Source organism: Arthrobacter hankyongi, from assembly GCF_022012395.1.
Classification (GTDB): Bacteria; Actinomycetota; Actinomycetes; order Actinomycetales; family Micrococcaceae; genus Crystallibacter; species Crystallibacter hankyongi.
Window position 1 is genome coordinate 37,338 of sequence record NZ_JAKLTQ010000018.1, and the last position, 18,435, is coordinate 55,772.

Genomic DNA, 18,435 nt, shown 5'->3' on the forward strand with positions numbered 1-18,435 from the left:
AAGTTACCGATGAACTGAGTGGCGGCCCCAATTGGCACATCGGCGGCCGCCACTCAGTCACCGGCCTGATCTTCAGGGTCCGCTGGCGCAGTGAGTCCCAACACCGGCCGCAATGTGCTTGTCGCAACAATGTTGTCAGAGGCTGCACGTCGATCGTAAATTGATCCGACCATATCGAACTACGCAGGAGACCGGCTGAAGGCGTCCGGTTGATCGTGAAGTTGCGTTGCGACACTCGGGGGTTCAGAGAGGAATCCATTCAATGCCGACAGACTACAGGCAATCGAAATCTGGAACGTTCCAGGACCGGGGTATCACCTCCAGGGAGTGGGAGGTGCTTCAGGCAGTCGTTAACCATCTGGCCAACGCCGAGATCGCTGCGGCCTTAGGGATCAGCGTACGCACGGTGGAGAGTCATGTCTCAAATCTCTTGACGAAGTTCGAAGTCTCTGACCGTGCCGGGTTGGTGGCTGCTGTGCGGGCTCACGAGGACAGTGGTCCGGTGCGGATTGAGGCTCCGCCTTCATTGCTGCGGATGGCCAACGCGGGTGAGTTTGTCGGCCGTGTTCCGGAACTCCAGCAACTGCACAATGAGTGGGAGAAGGTAAAGGGCGGCGCACAGCGTCTTGTGCTCGTATCGGGCGATGCCGGCATCGGAAAGAGCCGGCTGGTTGCGGAGTTCACGCGGCAGATAGCAGTCAGTGACGATCCACTAGTGCTGCATGGACGCTGCGATGAAGACGTGTCAGGCCCTTTTGAAGCAGTCGGTCACGCCCTTGCGCCATTTGTCCGCGCCTGCAATCCAAGCCGTTTAGCGGCGGAACTTGATGACCTGGCCCCGGAACTGAGCAGGATCATTCCAGGTTCCGGCATCGGCCTGCCCAAGGTTCCCGTGGATGCAATGCAATCAGATCCCCACATTACCCGTTTGCGGCTGTTCGATGCCGTCACCCGCGTGCTCCGCCAGGCAACGATGTCGTCTCCGATCCTGCTCGCAGTTGACGATCTGCACTGGGCTCCAGAGCCAACACTCCTATTGCTCAAGCACCTTGTGCAGGCGGAGGTGCTTGAGCGGACGCTAATAGTCTGCACTTTACGCCCGGGTAATGTCTCAGACGCCGTCATCGGTTTCCTGGGCGAGTTGCGCCGCGACGCCATGCCGGTTCAAATCCAGTTGAGTGGATTGCACCGGGTCGAGGTAGCGCAGCTGTTGGGCGCAAACGGTGGATCGCCCCTGTCGCGAGATGACATATTCTCTGAAAGCCTGGCCTACGACATCTTCTCGGAAACTCGCGGAAACCCACTGTATGCCGCCGAACTGATCCGCAGCCTGGGCGAGGTTAGCGGCCCGAGAACAGCAGGCAGTGCAGATGTACCTCACGGAGTCAAGGACATCGTTGCTGCACGCGTTCGGCGGCTCAAACAGGAAACGCAGGCCCTGTTGGGAATGGCCGCCGTACTGGGTCAGGAATTTGATCTAAACGTGTTGCAACGACTCGCCAAAGTTGATGATCACACTCTTTTGGAAGGAGTGGAGGAAGCGACGCATGCGAAGCTCTTGTACGATGTCACGGGGATTTCCCCAGATGCCGTGGAACGTTATGAATTTGTGCACGCCGTTGTGCGCAAGGCAATAATTGAAACCATATCGCCGGCCCGGACGCGTCGAATTCACGCCGCAGCGGCTGTCGCCTTGGAGCAGTCGTTTCCCCACGCACTGGAAGAGCGGGCAGATGAGATCGCACGGCACTTGGTTCAAGCAGGTCCGATCACAGATCGCCAGAATGTTGTGCGTTATCTGACGATGGCCGGCAGGGCCGCACTGGATAGTTCCGCGGCAGAAGAGGGACTTCGCTTTCTGGATCAGGCCATGGCGTTTATGGATACGGCCCCGGCCGCTGACCGTGCGGAACTGTGGTTCCAGCGTGGCCTGGCCTTGCGTACATTAGGTCGTTGGCCGGATTCGGTAGCAGCGTTGCGCAATGCCTTGGACATTTATGCGGGAGTGGGCGATCTTAATGCCATTTCCCGCACGGCTTATGCGGCTACTCTCACCATGTTTTGGTCCTTCCGGATGCGCGAAGCCTGCGATTTCGCATTTTATGGGCTCAAGATGCTTGAGAGTTACGACGGCGCGGAGCGGGGCAGGCTTCTTGGTGCGTTGTCATTTGCCCAGGCATGGAACGGCGAGCATGGCGCAAGTGTGGGCAACATCCAGGAAGAGTTGGATATTGCCTCCCGGCTCGGGGACACTGAGCTTCGAGGACACGGACTGGCCATGCGGGCTATGCAGCTTCCCGCCTTCCTCGAGCACAGCGAGGCGGTGTCGGCGGGATACGAAGCTCTGGAGATACTGCGCCAGTCGGACGACGTGTGGACATTGACAAGCATGCTGGGCTTCCTGAACTACACCCTTGTTGGTTTAGGTCGGCTGGAGGAAGCCCGCGCGGTAGGTGCAGAACTTGACCCAATCGCGGTTCGCGTAGGCAACTACGCCGCGCTGCAACAGCACATCCGGATGAAGGCCATGATCGAGTTCTTTCAAGACGGAAATCCGGCCGCCCTCGAGAAATTTGCCCGAAGGGACCTCGCATTCTCTGATGCCGTCGGGCTTGGAGTGTTCGAACATTCTCATGGTTGGCTTGGATTAGCCAAATTTGTCGCGGGGGAATGGGAGGAAGCCAAACACGCATGCTTAGCTGCTCTTGATGCAGAGGCGAGCACGGCCATGGTGGGCTGGGGATGGTCAGCCCTGTTTGAGGTGCTTGCCTATATGGGTGACTCTCAGGCTGCAATGGACTTGTTCGAGAAGAATCGTCACACCTTGCCGCAGCTGGATCAGGCCAACACGTGTGGCTCATGGGTGGCGGCGCTTACAGCAGTAGACGGTCTAGTGGTTTTGGGAGAGCTGGAGCAGGCCGCCGAATTGCTCCCTGCCATCGAACAATGTATTCAGCGCACCGGGGTCGTGTGCATCGAATTCCGAGGCGGCCGCCTGGTCAAGCGTTCAGCCGCAATTGCCGCTGCGGCTGCCGGCGATTGGATTCACGCGGAACGGTACTTTCGTGAGGCCCGCCACGATGCCGAGAGCATGCCCCATGTCGTGGAGCGCGCCCACACCTTGAGGTTTCACGGAAAAATGCTTCTTCAAACTGGTGAAGAAGATTCGTCCGACCGGGCAAAGAAGTATCTGGAAGATGCGCGCGCCGCATACGCGAAACTCGCGATGCCTCGTCATGCTGCGATGTGCGATCTGGACCTGGAATCTGCGCAGGTTGCGGGTAAAAGATTGGCATCCTGATGATGCCTTTGCAGATTTCCAACTCATCTGATCTACGGGGAGCTGCTGAGGGAGATATCCATTACTGAATTCTCGTGGCGCTTCTTGATCGCCAGAGGCGCAGACGCTGCAGCGTGCGATGGGAGGTCTGAAGGAACCTGGCATGAGTTCTTTATACACAGCAATGCTATTCAGGATTACGTCGTCGAGCTAATACATAGTCATCCGTTTAGGAGTTTCAAGTGAAAAAGAACCGAACAGAATGGAATTCTCCCCCTTCGCGCACCCCGCAGTCTTCAAGACATCAGGACCACAGCTATTTCCAGATCACTGGCGTGGTTGACCATGGAGACGAACGTGGGCGGCTGCTGGGCTTTCCCACGGCCAATATCGCCATACCGCATAGTGGTGTGCACAATGGCGTCTGGGCTGGCACGGTTAATCTCGGCCCGCGAAATCGCCGCTCGCTCCATGTTGCCGCAGTATCAATCGGCGAGCGGCCCACCTACTACGCCAGAGGCCAGAGCTTGCTGGAGGCAAACCTTTTGGACTTCAGCGGCGACCTTTACGGACAGACCGTTGTGGTGACGCTGCGCACCCTTATCCGTCCTCAACGCAAATTCGCTGGTACGGCTGAGCTCGTGGACCAGATCCAGGACGACGTTGCTCGCGTGCGCCACTGGGCTGTGCAAGCAGGCTTGGGCGGCTGCCTCCGTGAAGAACAGGGGGCCAATTACTCGCTTTCGAGCCCGCCAGGTGCCGGGCGCCTTTAAATCGTTCCTTCCGGTGCCGGGGGGACGCGGGAAAATCATCACGCGGCTTATCGATGACGGAACCGCCGAAGGCGGTATGTGGCGGCGCGAAAACGCCGGCCCCCACATACCTGGCGCGTAAGGCAACCTGGAGCCAGCGGGATACCGGCAAGGGGATGAAGGTGCCGCCGTCGCAGTCCTGGTTCGGTCGCCGCTGCGGAGGGAACGGATGCAGCGGGCTCATTCATCCCGCCGGCGTCCGGGACTATCCATGCAGCGTCGGCCTATCAAAACGGGTAGCTTAAACCACCCCAAATCAGCGTTTCCCCCACCCGCAAATGACAGGACGATGGATGTCAGCCCCACCTCTGGAGGTTGAGACCCTTTTTTGGAAAGGCAGCGCGATGCTACACACCTCAGATTCCAGTCTTGATACGTGGATGGGCCGGCAGGCCCTCGCCGAGGCCATGATTCCGGTGATCGGTCGGCTGTACCGCGAAAATAACGTGGTGACCAGCATCCATGGCCGGAGCCTGGTCAACAAGTCCACCATGAACATCCTCAAGGCGCACCGTTTCGCGCGGCGGATCAGTAAGGACGAATTGCGCCCGGAGGAGACTGCCCCGCTGCTGAACGCTTTGGCACGGCTGGAGCTCGGTGCGGCCGCGATCGATCTCGCGCGCCTGAACCAGAAGTTCAAGGAAGAGGGAAACGGGGCCACTCTGGAGGAGTTCCTTCGTGCCGAGCTCGCCGGGATCGTGGGCAAACGCGGCGACAACGACCGTACCAGCACCGACGTCGTGCTCTACGGCTTCGGCCGGATCGGCCGGCTGCTGGCCCGCCTCCTGATCGAAAAGGCCGGTGGTGGCCACGGGCTGCGCCTGCGAGCCATTGTCGTCCGCCGCGGATCCGATAACGACCTGTCCAAGCGCGCAAGCCTCCTGCGCCGCGACTCGGTTCACGGTTCCTTCGAAGGCTCCATCCAGATCAACGAGGATGCCAACACCATCACGGCCAACGGTGTCCGGGTGCAGGTCATCTACGCGGACGACCCTGCCACCATCGACTACACGGCCTACGGCATCAACAATGCCCTGGTAGTGGACAACACCGGCCGCTGGCGTGATGCGGAAGGCCTGTCCCAGCATCTGCGGAGCAAGGGTGTGGCACGGGTGCTGCTGACCGCTCCAGGCAAGGGCGAATTGAAGAACATCGTCCACGGCATCAACCACGGCACCATCAAGGACTCGGACCGGATCGTATCCGCGGCGTCCTGCACCACGAATGCCATCACACCGGTGCTGAAGGCCATCAACGACAGGTTCGGCGTAATCCACGGCCACGTGGAAACTGTCCACTCGTTCACCAACGACCAGAACCTGATCGACAACTTCCACAAGGGCGACCGGCGCGGCCGCTCCGCCGCGCTGAACATGGTGATTACCGAAACCGGTGCCGCCAAGGCGGTAGCCAAGGCCCTGCCCGAACTGCTGGGCAGGCTCACCGGCAGCTCCATCCGGGTCCCCACCCCGGACGTTTCCCTGGCCATCCTGAACCTCAGGCTGGAAAACGGGACCACCAAGGACGAGGTCAATAACTTCCTGCGGGAGATGTCGCTGCACTCGGACCTGCGCAAGCAGATCGACTACGTTGACTCACCCGAGGTGGTCTCCACCGACTTCGTCGGTTCCCGCCGTACCGGCATCGTAGACGGCTTCGCGACCGTTGCCACGGACAAGAACCTGGTCCTCTACGTCTGGTATGACAACGAGTTCGGTTACAGCTGCCAGGTGGTCCGCGTCTTGGAAGAGATGGCCGGCGTGAAGCGGCCGTCCTTCCCCCCGGCGGGTGTCGTTGAGGAGGCCATGTCGGTGCTTGCCGCCTTGGGCTCGGCCTAGCATCCACTGGTTTGTGACATACTCCACACCTCCCACCACACATTTAGGTAAGCTCAGCCTGACGCTTTGCCTGTACACCTTCTCCCCAGGATTGAGCCGAAACATGAAAATTGGAATTCTCACCAGCGGAGGCGACTGCCCCGGACTGAACGCGGTGATCCGCGGCGCCGTCCTCAAAGGCATTGCCATCCACGGTCACGAATTCGTGGGTTTCCTTGATGGCTGGCGTGGCGTCGTCGAGGGCGACATCATCGACCTCCCCCGCAGCATGGTCCGGGGGATCGCCAAGCAGGGCGGCACCATTCTTGGCACGTCCCGCACCAACCCCTTTGAAAACGGCGGCGGCCTCGAGGTCATCAAGGACCACATGGACCGGCTGGGCATCGACGCCATCATCGCGATCGGCGGTGAGGGAACCCTCGCCGCGGCCAAACGGCTGACGGACGCAGGGCTAAAAATCGTGGGTGTTCCCAAGACTGTGGACAACGATCTTGACGCGACGGATTACACCTTCGGCTTCGACACCGCCGTGCAGATCGCCACGGAAGCCATCGACCGGCTGCGCACCACTGCAGAATCCCACCACCGGTGCATGATCGCCGAAGTAATGGGCCGGCACGTGGGCTGGATCGCGCTGCACGCGGGCATGGCGGCCGGCGCCCAGGCCATCCTCATTCCGGAACAGAAGGTCAGCATCGACCAGATCACCCAGTGGGTGAAGGAGGCCCACGCCCGCGGGCGCGCACCGCTGGTAGTGGTGGCCGAAGGGTTTGTTCCGGAGCACATGGAAACCCCGCACTCCGAGCGCGGCCTGGACACCTTTGGCCGTCCCCGGCTGGGCGGTATCGCGGATCAGTTGGCCCCGGAGCTGGAAGCCCGCACCGGCATCGAAACGCGCACCACCATCCTGGGTCACATCCAGCGCGGCGGCGTGCCGTCGGCGTTTGACCGGGTCCTGGCCACCCGTCTGGGCATGGCCGCCATCGACTCGGTGGTGGAGGGTTTCTGGGGCACCATGGTGGCGCTGAAGGGAACGCACATCGAACACGTGGGCTTCCAGGAGGCCCTGGGCCAACTGAAGGTTGTTCCGCAGCAGCGCTACGACGAAGCCGCGGTCCTGTTCGGCTGACCCCTGGGGCCCGTCCCAGGCTGCAAAGCGCCTCAGGGATGGCCCACCACTCCCCCATTTACCCTGTCCTGGGTTATCCGCTGCGCGATGGAAATTTCACGACGAAGAAAAACCCTACTCCGTTACAACAAGGTTCGGTAAGGACGGGACTGCCGTAGGACCAACGGACCGAATTGTGACCTGACTTGGCTCACAAAGGTGGCCTCTGGCGGCTTGAGGGTCTGTGACGTGGGGTTTTGGTGGCTGTCGGCGCGGAATTTGTGCACTAAGCGGGCCGTATTCTGGGGTGATGGCGCCTCACATCCGTACCGTGAAGACCGCGTCGGGGGCGCGGGCGGTGCAGATCGTGTACTCGCACCGGCGCGGGCAGCGGGATCCGGGCATGTCGGATCCGCGCACACGGACGCCGAGTACGAGCTGCTGCTGGCCGCGGCGGAGCAGAAGCTTGCCGCGCGGCAGCCGCAGCTGGACCTGGGCCTGGAAGACCCGGCTGCGGCCGTGCCAATCACCGCGTCCCGGATGGGCGTGCTGTGGGACCTGCTGGAACTGGCCTACCACCGGCTCGGGTTCGCGGCCGTGGCCGGTGAGGAGGACGGGGATGTGTTCCGCCGGCTTGTGCTGGCCCGGATCATCGAGCCGACCAGCAAGCTCGAGGCCGCCCGGGTGCTGGAGGAGGCAGGGATTCCGGCGCCGTCGTATCCGACGGTCAAACGCCGGCTGCCGGCCTACGCGAAGCCGGAGTTTCGACAGAAGATCGCCGCCGTGAACGCGGACCACGTGGGGCTGGGGCCGGCCACGGTGGTCCTCTACGATGTCACGACCCTGTATTTCGAAGCGCATGAAGGAGACGGGTTCCGCGAACCGGGGTTCTCGAAGGAGCGCCGGCTGGAGCCGCAGATCACCGTCGGCCTCCTCGCCGACGCGGACGGGTTCCCGTTGATGATCGAGGCATTCGAGGGCAACAAGGCCGAGACCGCCACGATGCTGCCGGTGATCCGCTCGTTCATGGCCGCGCACCGGCTCACCGACGTGGTCGTGGTCGCCGACGCGGGCATGGTCTCCGACGCCAACAAGAAGCTGCTCGAAGCCGAAGGGCTCTCCTTCATCCTGGGCGCGAAGATCCCGGCAGTCCCGTACGTGATCGACCGGTGGCGCAAGGAGCACCCGGGCCGGGACTTCCCGGACGGGCACGTGTTCGCCCAGCCGTGGCCGGCCGGCCCCACCGACAAGCGCTGGGACCACGTGTTCTACTACCGGTACTCCGCCGACAACGCCCGCCGCACCCTGCACGGCATCGACCAGCAGATCGCCAAGGCCGAGGCGGCCGTCGCCGGGAAGACGTCCGTGAAGCGGAACCGGTTCGTGAAGCTGACCGGCGGCGACCGGGCCGTGAACCGCGACCTGGAGGCCAAGGCGCGGGCCCTGGCCGGAATCAAGGGGTACGTGACGAACCTGGTCGACTGGCCGGCCGGGCAGGTCATCGCCGCCTACCACCGGCTCTACCAGGCCGGGAAATCGTTCCGCATGTCCAAGAGCGACCTCGCGGCCCGGCCCATCTACCACCACACCCGCGAGTCGATCGACGCGCACCTGACCATCGTGTTCGCCGCCCTCGCCGTCAGCCGCTGGCTCGAAGCCGCCACCGGCTGGTCCATCCGCCGGCTCGTGAAGACCCTGCGCCGCTACCGGACCATCCAGATCCAGGTCGGCAACCAGACCGTCACCGCCGAAGACCCGGCACCCCCGGAGATCGGCGCCATCATCACGGCCGCCCGCCAACACCATAGGCACTAAATGAGCCAAGTCGGGAACACGTGGGCTTCCAGGAGGCCCTGGGCCAACTGAAGGTTGTTCCGCAGCAGCGCTACGACGAAGCCGCGGTCCTGTTCGGCTGACCCCTGGGGCCCGTCCCAGGCTGCAAAGCGCCTCAGGGATGGCCCACCACTCCCCCATTTACCCTGGCCTGGGTTATCCGCTGCGCGATGGAAATTTCACGACGAAGAAAAACCCTACTCCGTTACAACAAGGTTCGGTAAGGACGGGACTGCCGTAGGACCAACGGACCGAATTGTGATACGGGTCATCGGCGGAAAAGTGCCCGGTTTTCTCCTCTGCGACGCAGCGCGTCGAACCGCGGTGCATGCCACCGGCTTCTCCACCCCCGGCGGACACGGTTCCGCAGCAGGCAGGAGCAGGTGGCTTTCGGGCCTTCACTTACCGGAACTTAGAAGGTCTTTCCGGCTGAACCAAGCTGCCTGGCGGCCTCGACGACCCGGGCAGCCAGGCCGGCTTCGGCGGACGCCCCCCAGACACGGGGATCGTAGGTCTTCTTGTTGCCCACTTCGCCGTCGACCTTCAGCACGCCGTCGTAGTTGCGGAACATATGGTCCGCAACCGCACGCGTGTAGGCATACTGGGTGTCCGTGTCGATGTTCATCTTGATCACGCCGTAGGCGACGGCGTCGGCGATCTCCTGGTCCGAGGAGCCGGACCCGCCATGGAACACGAGGTCGAACGGCCTGTCCTTACCGAGCTCGGCACCCACCTGGGCCTGGATGTCCTTGAGGATCTCCGGGCGCAGCTTCACGCCGCCGGGCTTGTAGACGCCGTGGACATTGCCGAAGGTCAGGGCCGTGATGTATCGGCCGTTCTCGCCGGCGCCCAAGGCTTCGACTGTGGCCAAGGCGTCTTCGACTGTGGTGTAGAGCTTGTCGTTGATCTCGTTCTCAACGCCGTCCTCTTCGCCGCCCACGGTGCCGATTTCGACCTCAAGGATCATCTTGGCGGCGGCCGTGCGCTCCAGCAGCGCGCGGGCGATGCGCAGGTTTTCCTGCAGGGTCTCGGCGGAACCGTCCCACATGTGCGAGTTGAACAGGGGGTCGCGGCCGGCCTTGACCTCGGCTTCGGAGGCCGCCAGCAGGGGCAGGACGAAGCCGTCCAGCTTGTCCTTGGGGCAGTGGTCGGTATGCAGGGCGATGTTGACGTTGTAGTTCCCGGCTACTTCGCGGGCGAAGGCGGCGAAGCCGAGGGAACCTGCAACCATGTCCTTGGTGGAGGCGCCCGACCAGTAGGCCGCGCCGCCGGTGGAGACCTGGACGATGCCGTCGGACTCGGCTTCGGCGAAGCCACGGAGGGTGGCGTTCAGCGTCTGCGAGGATGTCACGTTCACGGCCGGAAACGCGAAGCCGCCCGCCTTTGCGCGGTCGATCATCTCGGTGTAGATCTCCGGGGTTGCAATGGGCATGCTGACTCCTATGCTGGGTTTCGTCTATGGCCCCGCTTACCGGGACGAGTCGGGTCCTCGCAGGTCCAAGGGCCGTGGCTCGGGATTCGAGCCAGCAAGGCCGGTGCGGTGAAGCGCCAAATTACTCGACAATCTCGCCGGTGGTTTCATAGGTGGCGATCTTGCCGATGCGGCGATTATGGCGCTCGGCATTGCTGAACGGTTCTGTCAGGAATGCCTCGATCAGTTCGGTGGCTTCCTCAACGGTGTGCTGGCGGCCGCCCACTGCCACCACGTTGGCATTGTTGTGCTCACGGGCCAGCTTGGCCGTGTCGAGGTTCCAGGCCAGGGCTGCCCGCACGCCTGCGACCTTGTTAGCGGCGATCTGCTCGCCGTTGCCCGAGCCGCCCAGCACTATTCCGAGGGCCTCCACGCCCGCGGCCTGGTCGGTCACGACGGCTGAAGCCGCCTTGATGCAGAATGACGGGTAGTCGTCCTCGGCGTCGTAGGCTGCAGGCCCGTGGTCCACCATCTGGTAGCCCTTTGCGGACAGTGCTGCGATGAGGTGGGCGCTGAGCTCCATGCCGGCATGGTCGGTTGCGATGTGAACGCGCATAAGTGGTCCTTCAGGCTGGTTGGGGTGCGGTGTTGTGGGCGAAGGCGAGCTGGCCGTTCGCGCGCAGTGACTCGATGGCGTCGGACGGCGACGGCTTGCCGTACACGGCCGATCCGGCCACGAAGACGTTGGCTCCGGCCTCCGCGGCGCGGGTGATGGTTTCCTCCGTGATGCCGCCGTCGACTTGGATAGCCACGTCCACTCCGGAACCCTCGACCGCCGCGCGGGCACGGCGGATCTTGGGCAGCATGACGTCCAGGAATGCCTGGCCGCCGAAGCCCGGCTCAACCGTCATGATCAACAGCATGTCCAGTTCGGGGAGCATGTCCAGGTACGGTTCCACCGGGGTGGCCGGACGCAGGGCCATGCCCGCCTTGGCCCCGCGGGCGCGAAGCTCGCGGGCGAGCTTGATTGGGGCGTCGGAGGCCTCGACGTGGAAGGTCACCGAGCTCAGGCCGGCGCCGGCGAACTGCGGCGCCCAGCGGTCCACGTTGGCAATCATCAGGTGGGCGTCCAACGGCACGGGGCTGACCTTTTGCAGCCGTTCCACGACGGGCAGGCCGATGGTCAGGTTCGGCACAAAGTGGTTGTCCATGACATCCACGTGCACGGCATCGGCGTTGCTGACCCGGGCCAGTTCGGCCTCGAGGTTGACGAAGTCGGCCGAGAGGATGCTGGGGTTAATGCAGCACTTCAGGGGTGAAACGGGCATGGTGTCTGTCTTTCAGTAGCGGTGGTCCCGGCGGCCAGGCGTGGAGATCCCAAGGATCTCCACGCCTGGCCGGCACGGAGGGCGGATTCGGCATCAGGACCCCGCAGCGTGGTCCAGATGCGCCGTGTGGGTCAGGGGGCCTTCCGTGCGGTGGCAAGGGCGCTTTCGACGTCGGCGAGGAGTTCCTTCCAGCTGGTCACGAACTTCTCCAGACCTTCGGATTCGAGGAGTGCGACGACCTCGTTGTAGGAAACGCCGAGGCGTTCGAGGGCGTTGAGCACACTGTTCGCTTCCTCGTAGGTGCCGGTGATCGTGTCACCGGTGACGACGCCGTGGTCGAAGGTGGCGTCAAGGGTCTTTTCGGGCATCGTGTTCACGACGTCGGCGGCGACGAGTCCGGTGACGTACAGGGTGTCCGGGTAGGCCGGGTCCTTCACGCCGGTGGAGGCCCACAGGGGACGCTGCGGGAGTGCGCCGGCTTCGGCCAGGGCTGCCCAGCGCTCGGTGGAGAACATCCCCTCGTAAACCTGATAGGCAAGGCGGGCATTGGCGACGCCTGCCTTGCCCTTGAGTGCCTTGGCTTCGTCGCTGCCGTTGGCGTCCAGCCGCTTGTCGATCTCGGTGTCGACGCGTGAGACGAAGAACGAGGCCACCGAGTGGATTCTGGACAGGTCGTGGCCGTTTTCCCGGGCCTGCTCCAGACCGGCCTGGAAGGCGTTGATGACGGCCCGGTAGCGCTCCAACGAGAAGATCAGGGTCACGTTCACGCTGATGCCTTCAGCCAGCACAGCGGTAATGGCTTCAAGGCCTTCGAGCGTTGCCGGGATCTTAATCAGGACATTGTCCTTGTCGACCTTCTTGTAGAGGCGCTTGGCCTCGGCAATCGTGCCTTCGGTGTCCCACGCCAGGCGCGGGTCGACCTCGATGGAGACCCGGCCGTCGACGCCCTTGGTGGCGGCGGCTACCGGGGCGAACAGGTCGCAGGCGTCCGCGACGTCGGTGGTGGTGATCTCGAAGATAGTGTCCTCGACACTGGCGCCCTGCGCGGCGAGGCCGGCGATCTTTGATGCATAGTCCGTGCCGGAAGTGATGGCGGCCTGGAAGATGGACGGGTTGGTGGTCACGCCGACGACGTTCTTTTCGTCGATGAGCTTCTGCAGGCTGCCGCTGGCGAGCCGTTCGCGGGAGAGGTCGTCCAGCCAGATGGACACACCGGCGTCGGAAAGCTGGGCGGTGGGTGTTGCATTGGTCATGGCTCTGCTTCTTCCTTCGGAAATGGTGGACAGTGGACACGCGGCCGGCGCCGGACGCCCGCAGGGCCGTCCCGCGGCGCCGGCCGCGTGCAGCTGAAGGATTAGTTGCCTGCAGCGGCGAGGGAGTCCCTGGCTGCGGCAGTGACTGCTTCTGCGGTGATGCCGAACTCCTGGAACAGGCGCTTGTAATCTGCCGAGGCGCCGAAGTGCTCAAGGCTGACGGAACGGCCGGCGTCGCCAACGAATTCCTTCCAGCCCAAGGCCAGGCCGGCCTCGACGGAGACACGGGCCTTCACTGCGACGGGAAGCACGGACTCGCGGTAGGCAGCGTCCTGCTTGTTGAACCACTCGACGCACGGCATGGAGACGACACGGGTGGCGATCCCGTCCGCCTGCAAGGCTTCACGGGCCGCCACGGCCAGCTGGACCTCGGAGCCGGTGGCAATCAGGATGACGTCGGCCGGAACGGTGGCGCCGTCCCTGGATGCCTCGGCCAGCACGTAGCCGCCCTTGGCCACACCGGCCGGGGAAGCGAAGGTATCACCCTCGGCTGTTCCCTCGCCGCGGGCGAAGGTCGGGATGTTCTGGCGGGTCAGCACGAGGCCTGCCGGGTTCTCATGGTTCTCCAGCATGGTCTTCCACGCGACGCCGACCTCGTTGGCATCGCCCGGACGGACGACGTCCAGGCCGGGGATCGCACGCAGGGTGGAAAGCTGCTCCACCGGCTGGTGGGTGGGTCCATCCTCGCCCAGGCCGATGGAATCGTGCGACCACACATAGATGGACGGGACGCCCATGAGGGCGGAGAGGCGGATGGCCGGGCGCTGGTAGTCGCTGAAGATCAGGAACGTGCCGGAGAACGCGCGGGTCCGCCCATGCAGCGAGATGCCGTTCACGATCGATGCAGCCGCGTGCTCGCGGATACCGAAGTGCAGGACCCGGCCGTATGGATTGCCCTTCCACGCCTCCGTGGAACGGGAGGCCGGAATGAACGACGGCGATCCCTCGATCGTGGTGTTGTTGGACTCGGCGAGGTCGGCCGAACCGCCCCACAGCTCGGGCATGACCGGGCCGATCGCGTTCAGGACCTTGCCGGACGCGGCGCGGGTGGAGACATCCTTGCCCGCTTCGAAGGACGGCAGGACGGCATCGAGTCCGGCCGGAAGCTGCTTGGCTTCGATCCGCTCCAGCAACGCGGCACCCTCGGGGTTGGCCAACTGCCAGGCGGCGAAGGATTCTTCCCATTCCTTACGGGCAGCCGCACCGCGGTCCAGGACCTTGCGGGCGTGGGCCAGCACTTCCTGGTCCACGTCGAAGGACTTGGCCGGGTCGAAGCCCAGCACCTCCTTCAGGGCCACGACTTCTTCGGCGCCCAGGGCCGAGCCGTGGATCTTGCCGGTGTTCTGCTTCTTCGGCGAGGGGTAGCCGATGATGGTGCGCAGCGAGATGATGGACGGCTTGGACGTCTCGGCCTTCGCCGCCAGCAGTGCGGAGTAGAGCTCGTGGACGTCTTCGACGTATTCGCCGGTCTTGGTCCAGTCCACGCGCTGGGTGTGCCAGCCGTAGGACTCGTAGCGCTTCAGGACATCTTCGGTGAAGGCGATGTCCGTGTCGTCCTCAATGGAGATGTGGTTCTCATCGTAGACCACCACGAGGTTGCCCAGTTCCTGGTGTCCGGCCAGTGAGGAAGCTTCGGACGTGACGCCTTCCTGGATGTCGCCGTCGGACGCAATGACCCAGATGGTGTGGTCAAACGGGGACGTGCCGGCAGCAGCAGCGGAGTCGAACAGGCCGCGCATCCGGCGCTGGGAGTATGCGAACCCGACCGACGACGCAAGTCCCTGGCCCAGCGGACCGGTGGTGATTTCCACACCCGGGGTGTGCTTGTATTCCGGGTGGCCCGGCGTCAATGAACCCCACGTGCGCAGCGCCTCGAGATCCTTGAGCTCCAGGCCGTAGCCGGAGAGGAACAGCTGGATGTAGAGGGTCAGCGACGAGTGGCCCGGCGACAGGATGAAGCGGTCGCGTCCCAGCCAGTCCGGGTCCCGGGGGTCGTGGCGCATCAGCTTCTGGAAGAGCAGATACGCGGCCGGGGCCAGGCTCATGGCGGTGCCGGGATGGCCGTTGCCGACCTTCTCCACCGCATCGGCGGCCAACACACGGATTGTGTCCACGGCACGCCGGTCCTCGGACGTCCAGTCCAATGTCGCTGCTTCGGGATTTGACACTGCACGTGTCGCGCTGGACAAGGTCTGCGTCGCATTTGCTGTCGGATTCACATTATCCCCTTCAAGTCGGTCATCGGCCGGTATAGGCCGCGCGGATGCTTCTGGTTGATATCCATAATCCCGAACCAAACGGGTAGGGATAACACTGTTTTCTGACGGTTCTGACTACACTTTCGGGCGGGGCGGGCATTTCCGCCCCGGACTGTCCGGATGAGCGCGCGAAGAAGCGCAAGCGCTCCGACAGGCCATCACCACAATCTTCCGGCCTCCTGTCGGTTAGCGTGCCTGGCATTGCCTTAGCTTCCGGTAACGGATGCCGCCAGATGGGGCAGGGACGAGAAAACGGATCGGAGTTGGTCAATGCCTGCTGCCCGGTCCGTCAGGTGCAGGCGCAGGACGGGACGGCCATGTTCGCCCAGCACCTTCGCGTCGCCGGCAGCCTGCGCAGCGATTAGCTCACCGAAGGTGAATGGGCGTCCGGGGATAGCAACGTCCAGGTTCGCAACCGCCGTGATCTGCAGGAACACGCCGATCGCCGGGCCGCCCTTGTGGAACTGGCCGGTGGAGTGAAGGAACCGTGGGCCCCAGCCGAAAGTCACCGGCCGGCTGCTCGCCGCGGCGAGCTCAGCCCGGATTCCCTCCAAGGGAGCGTAAGAGAGGCGGTCCAGGTAGGCCTGCACGCTCAGGTAGCCATCCGGGCCCAGCCTGGCCAGAAGGGCCTGCACTGCGTCGGTGACCGTAGCGACCGGACCGAGCCAGTCGCCACCGCGGACTTCCACGGCGCCATCGGTAAAGGTCGGGGCAGTGAACCCGTGGTGCGCGTCCAACAACCCGCGGGCAGCCGCTTTCGCGGCTTCGACGTCGGGCTGGTCGAAGGGGTTGATGCCCAGCAGGCGGCCGGCCACAGCGGTGGCGAATTCCCACACCATCATCTGGTTGGCGAGGCCGCCGGCGATGGCGACCTCGTTCTCCCCCAATGCAACGTCGGCATCCGGGCTCACGAGCCGGACCACGAGCAGGTCCTCAGCGCCGGAGGTGATTTCCGGAGCATTTGGACCGGCGGCCACCGGCAGGACGCCCGTGCCAAGTTTGCCCGTGGATTCTGCGATAAGCTGCTCGGCCCAAGCGGGGAAGCCCACCATGCCCGAGCCGTCCTCAACGATGACGACCTTGTTGCGCAACGGGATGGTGCGCCCAAAGGCCAGGCCTAAGGCGAGACCGATGTTTTCGGCCGAATCCTGGTTGAGGATCCTGGCCGCTTCCTCGGCCTCGTCCAGGAATGCCTTGATATCGACGCCGGCGAGGCCGCATGGGACCAGGCCGTACGCTGTCAGCGCGGAGAACCGGCCACCGACGTTGGGGTCGGCGTTGAAGACCGCGCGGTAGCCTGCTTCCCGGGAAGCCACGTCCAGGGGAGTGCCCGGATCGGTGACGGTTATTATGCGGCGCTTGGGATCGATGCCTGCGTCGCTAAACGCCTTCTCGAACACCCGGCGGTGGGAATCTGTCTCAACGGTAGCGCCGGACTTGGAGGATACGACGATTGCCGTCTCCGCCAGCCGGACCGACAGGGCAGCGCCGACCTGTTCAGGATCGGTGCTGTCCAGCACGGTCAACTGGACGCCGGCGGTTGCGGCAATGACCTCGGGCGCCAAAGAGGACCCCCCATGCCACAAAGGACGATGCGGGAGACACCTTCGGCGCGCAGCGCATCGCGAAGTTCCAGGATGTCCCCAATTAGCGGTCGGGACATAGCCGGAGCCTCCACCCAGCCGAGACGGATCGCCGACTCAGGCTCAGCCTCAGCGCCCCACAACGTGTAATCCTTGGCGAAAATCCTCGTGGCGACCTTGTCATCGACCAGGCTGGTGATGTGCTGAGCGATCGCGTGCTTCGCGGCACCGCTGGCAGCGTAGGTGAGTGTTCCCATCTTGGTTTGAGTCCTCCCGAGCCGTCCCCCCGGGACGGAAATTACCGACGTGTTGGCGATGGTCGGGGCACTTGCGCTGAACGGGTCCGTACCCCAGGCGGCTACCGGGTGTGCTCCCCACATAGGTCCCGGTCTTGGAAAAGCCCGCCACATCCACTCTTACAGCCGCATGGGCTGGGAAAAACTCCTCCATAAGGCAGTGGAACCTACACTTTTAGGTGGTATTTCAGCATCTGCTTCATGGAACTAACGGGGGCCGCTCCGATAAGGCTTCACTCCGATGTGTCACGATAAGGACCATGTGTAGCGTAAGACTCAGCGGCAAAGGCTGCCTTGGCCTGGGAGCATCCACGATGACTGGAGTTGATCGCAGGCCAGGCCTCTCGGTGGTGACGTTGCCGGTTACCTTCGGCCGCGGTCACCGCCGTCCTCGTCCGGCGGCGGGCCCGCAGGGCATTGCCGATCGCACGGCCGCTCGCCCAGCGAAGCGGGGTGGGTGATGACCGCCCGTTTTTGGTCCTCGATCCCCCGCACGTCTCACGATGTGCGGCTGGTGGTCTCCGATCTGGACGGCACGCTGCTGGCCGGTGACGGTGCCGTTCCGGCGACATTCTGGCCACTGCTGGAGCGGATGAACGCCCGCGGCATCACATTCGTGCCCGCCAGCGGCCGCCAGTACGCCACCTTGGCCCGGATGTTCGCCCAAGCACCGGCAGGAACCCCCTTCATCGCCGAGAACGGCACCCTCGTTGTCCGCGACGGGGACGTGCTCTGCGCCACCTGCATCGATGTGCCCACAGTCAAGGACGTCATCCACAAGGTACGCGACGCAACGGAACCGGCCCGCGATCTTGGCCTGGTCGTCTGCGGCCGCCGCAGCGCCTATATCGAACGACGCGACACGGAATTTATCACCGAGGCAGAAAGATACTACGCCCAGCTCACCGCGGTCGGGGACCTGACCACGGTCACCGATGATGTCCTCAAGCTCGCGATCTACGACCTCGCCGGTGTCGAGTCCACCACGAGAAGCATCTTCGCTCCGCTGGAGGCCAGCCATCAGATCGCCGTCTCCGGTAAGCATTGGATCGATATCATGCCCCAGGGTGCCAACAAGGGACGCGCCGTGCAGCAACTCCAACAGGCTCTGGGCGTGACGGCCGCACAAACGGCCGTGTTCGGCGACTACCTGAACGACCTCGAAATGCTCGACCACGCCGACCTGTCGTTCGCCATGGGCAACGCGCACCCGCTCGTGCGTTCCCGCGCCCGCTACATCGCACCGACAAACGAGGAACACGGCGTCGTGACCGCCCTCTCCCATCTGCTCAGCTAAGCAGATGAGGGCGCCCGGAGGGCCTCGGGCATGCTGCGGACCCGCCCCGAAAGTGACGGGACGGCCTGGGGCAACCAG

The 18,435-nt window shown here is 63.8% G+C and carries 10 protein-coding genes and 2 pseudogenes; 6 read left to right on the forward strand and 6 right to left on the reverse strand.

What is annotated here, in order from left to right:
- The first annotated feature begins 262 nt into the window (after nucleotides 1–262).
- The 5 genes and pseudogenes from LVY72_RS18635 to LVY72_RS18655 all read left to right on the forward strand — a co-directional run bounded on the left by LVY72_RS18635 (nucleotide 263) and on the right by LVY72_RS18655 (nucleotide 8,853).
- Complete coding sequence (locus LVY72_RS18635) at nucleotides 263–3,301, forward strand: ATP-binding protein (RefSeq protein ID WP_237824636.1); 3,039 nt, start codon at nucleotides 263–265, stop codon at nucleotides 3,299–3,301.
- 221 nt (nucleotides 3,302–3,522) lie between these two features.
- Entirely contained in the window at nucleotides 3,523–4,053 is a 531-nt protein-coding gene (locus tag LVY72_RS18640; RefSeq protein ID WP_237824638.1) for a riboflavin kinase, read from the forward strand.
- 383 nt (nucleotides 4,054–4,436) lie between these two features.
- Nucleotides 4,437–5,930 carry a glyceraldehyde-3-phosphate dehydrogenase gene (locus LVY72_RS18645; protein ID WP_269092686.1) on the forward strand — a complete coding sequence of 498 codons (1,494 nt, stop codon included), beginning with the start codon at nucleotides 4,437–4,439 and terminating at the stop codon, nucleotides 5,928–5,930.
- Between the two features lie 103 nt (nucleotides 5,931–6,033).
- Complete coding sequence (locus LVY72_RS18650) at nucleotides 6,034–7,059, forward strand: 6-phosphofructokinase (protein ID WP_237824640.1); 1,026 nt, start codon at nucleotides 6,034–6,036, stop codon at nucleotides 7,057–7,059.
- Nucleotides 7,060–7,348: 289 nt separating this feature from the next.
- Nucleotides 7,349–8,853, forward strand: a pseudogene (locus LVY72_RS18655) (IS1634 family transposase).
- Nucleotides 8,854–9,283: 430 nt separating this feature from the next.
- Here the strand turns inward: LVY72_RS18655 and fbaA are convergent.
- The 6 genes and pseudogenes from fbaA to LVY72_RS18685 all read right to left on the reverse strand — a co-directional run bounded on the left by fbaA (nucleotide 9,284) and on the right by LVY72_RS18685 (nucleotide 17,021).
- Nucleotides 9,284–10,303 (reverse strand): class II fructose-bisphosphate aldolase, encoded by a 1,020-nt coding sequence (fbaA, locus tag LVY72_RS18660; protein WP_237824642.1) that lies wholly within the window; start codon nucleotides 10,301–10,303, stop codon nucleotides 9,284–9,286.
- 121 nt (nucleotides 10,304–10,424) lie between these two features.
- Nucleotides 10,425–10,898, reverse strand: coding sequence for a ribose-5-phosphate isomerase (locus LVY72_RS18665; protein ID WP_237824655.1), 474 nt, complete (start codon nucleotides 10,896–10,898; stop codon nucleotides 10,425–10,427).
- A 10-nt stretch (nucleotides 10,899–10,908) separates the two neighbouring features.
- Nucleotides 10,909–11,610 (reverse strand): ribulose-phosphate 3-epimerase, encoded by a 702-nt coding sequence (gene rpe, locus LVY72_RS18670; protein ID WP_237824664.1) that lies wholly within the window; start codon nucleotides 11,608–11,610, stop codon nucleotides 10,909–10,911.
- 131 nt (nucleotides 11,611–11,741) lie between these two features.
- Nucleotides 11,742–12,863 carry a transaldolase gene (gene tal / locus LVY72_RS18675; protein ID WP_237824666.1) on the reverse strand — a complete coding sequence of 374 codons (1,122 nt, stop codon included), beginning with the start codon at nucleotides 12,861–12,863 and terminating at the stop codon, nucleotides 11,742–11,744.
- 101 nt (nucleotides 12,864–12,964) lie between these two features.
- Nucleotides 12,965–15,091 carry a transketolase gene (tkt, locus tag LVY72_RS18680; protein ID WP_237824668.1) on the reverse strand — a complete coding sequence of 709 codons (2,127 nt, stop codon included), beginning with the start codon at nucleotides 15,089–15,091 and terminating at the stop codon, nucleotides 12,965–12,967.
- 296 nt (nucleotides 15,092–15,387) lie between these two features.
- Nucleotides 15,388–17,021, reverse strand: a pseudogene (locus LVY72_RS18685) (glucose-6-phosphate isomerase).
- A gap of 499 nt (nucleotides 17,022–17,520) precedes the next feature.
- On the opposite strand from LVY72_RS18685, the gene LVY72_RS18690 reads away from it, so the two are divergent.
- Nucleotides 17,521–18,357, forward strand: a complete 837-nt coding sequence (locus tag LVY72_RS18690; RefSeq protein WP_237824670.1) for an HAD family hydrolase — start codon at nucleotides 17,521–17,523, stop codon at nucleotides 18,355–18,357.
- Nucleotides 18,358–18,435: the final 78 nt, after the last annotated feature.

Coding starts and splice junctions, on each gene's coding strand:
- LVY72_RS18635 (WP_237824636.1), top strand. CDS start 263: ATGCCGACAGACTACAGGCAATCGAAATCTGGAACGTTCCAGGACCGG.
- LVY72_RS18645 (WP_269092686.1), top strand. CDS start 4,437: ATGCTACACACCTCAGATTCCAGTCTTGATACGTGGATGGGCCGGCAG.
- LVY72_RS18650 (WP_237824640.1), top strand. CDS start 6,034: ATGAAAATTGGAATTCTCACCAGCGGAGGCGACTGCCCCGGACTGAAC.
- fbaA (WP_237824642.1), bottom strand. CDS start 10,303: ATGCCCATTGCAACCCCGGAGATCTACACCGAGATGATCGACCGCGCA.
- LVY72_RS18665 (WP_237824655.1), bottom strand. CDS start 10,898: ATGCGCGTTCACATCGCAACCGACCATGCCGGCATGGAGCTCAGCGCC.
- rpe (WP_237824664.1), bottom strand. CDS start 11,610: ATGCCCGTTTCACCCCTGAAGTGCTGCATTAACCCCAGCATCCTCTCG.
- tal (WP_237824666.1), bottom strand. CDS start 12,863: ATGACCAATGCAACACCCACCGCCCAGCTTTCCGACGCCGGTGTGTCC.
- LVY72_RS18690 (WP_237824670.1), top strand. CDS start 17,521: ATGACCGCCCGTTTTTGGTCCTCGATCCCCCGCACGTCTCACGATGTG.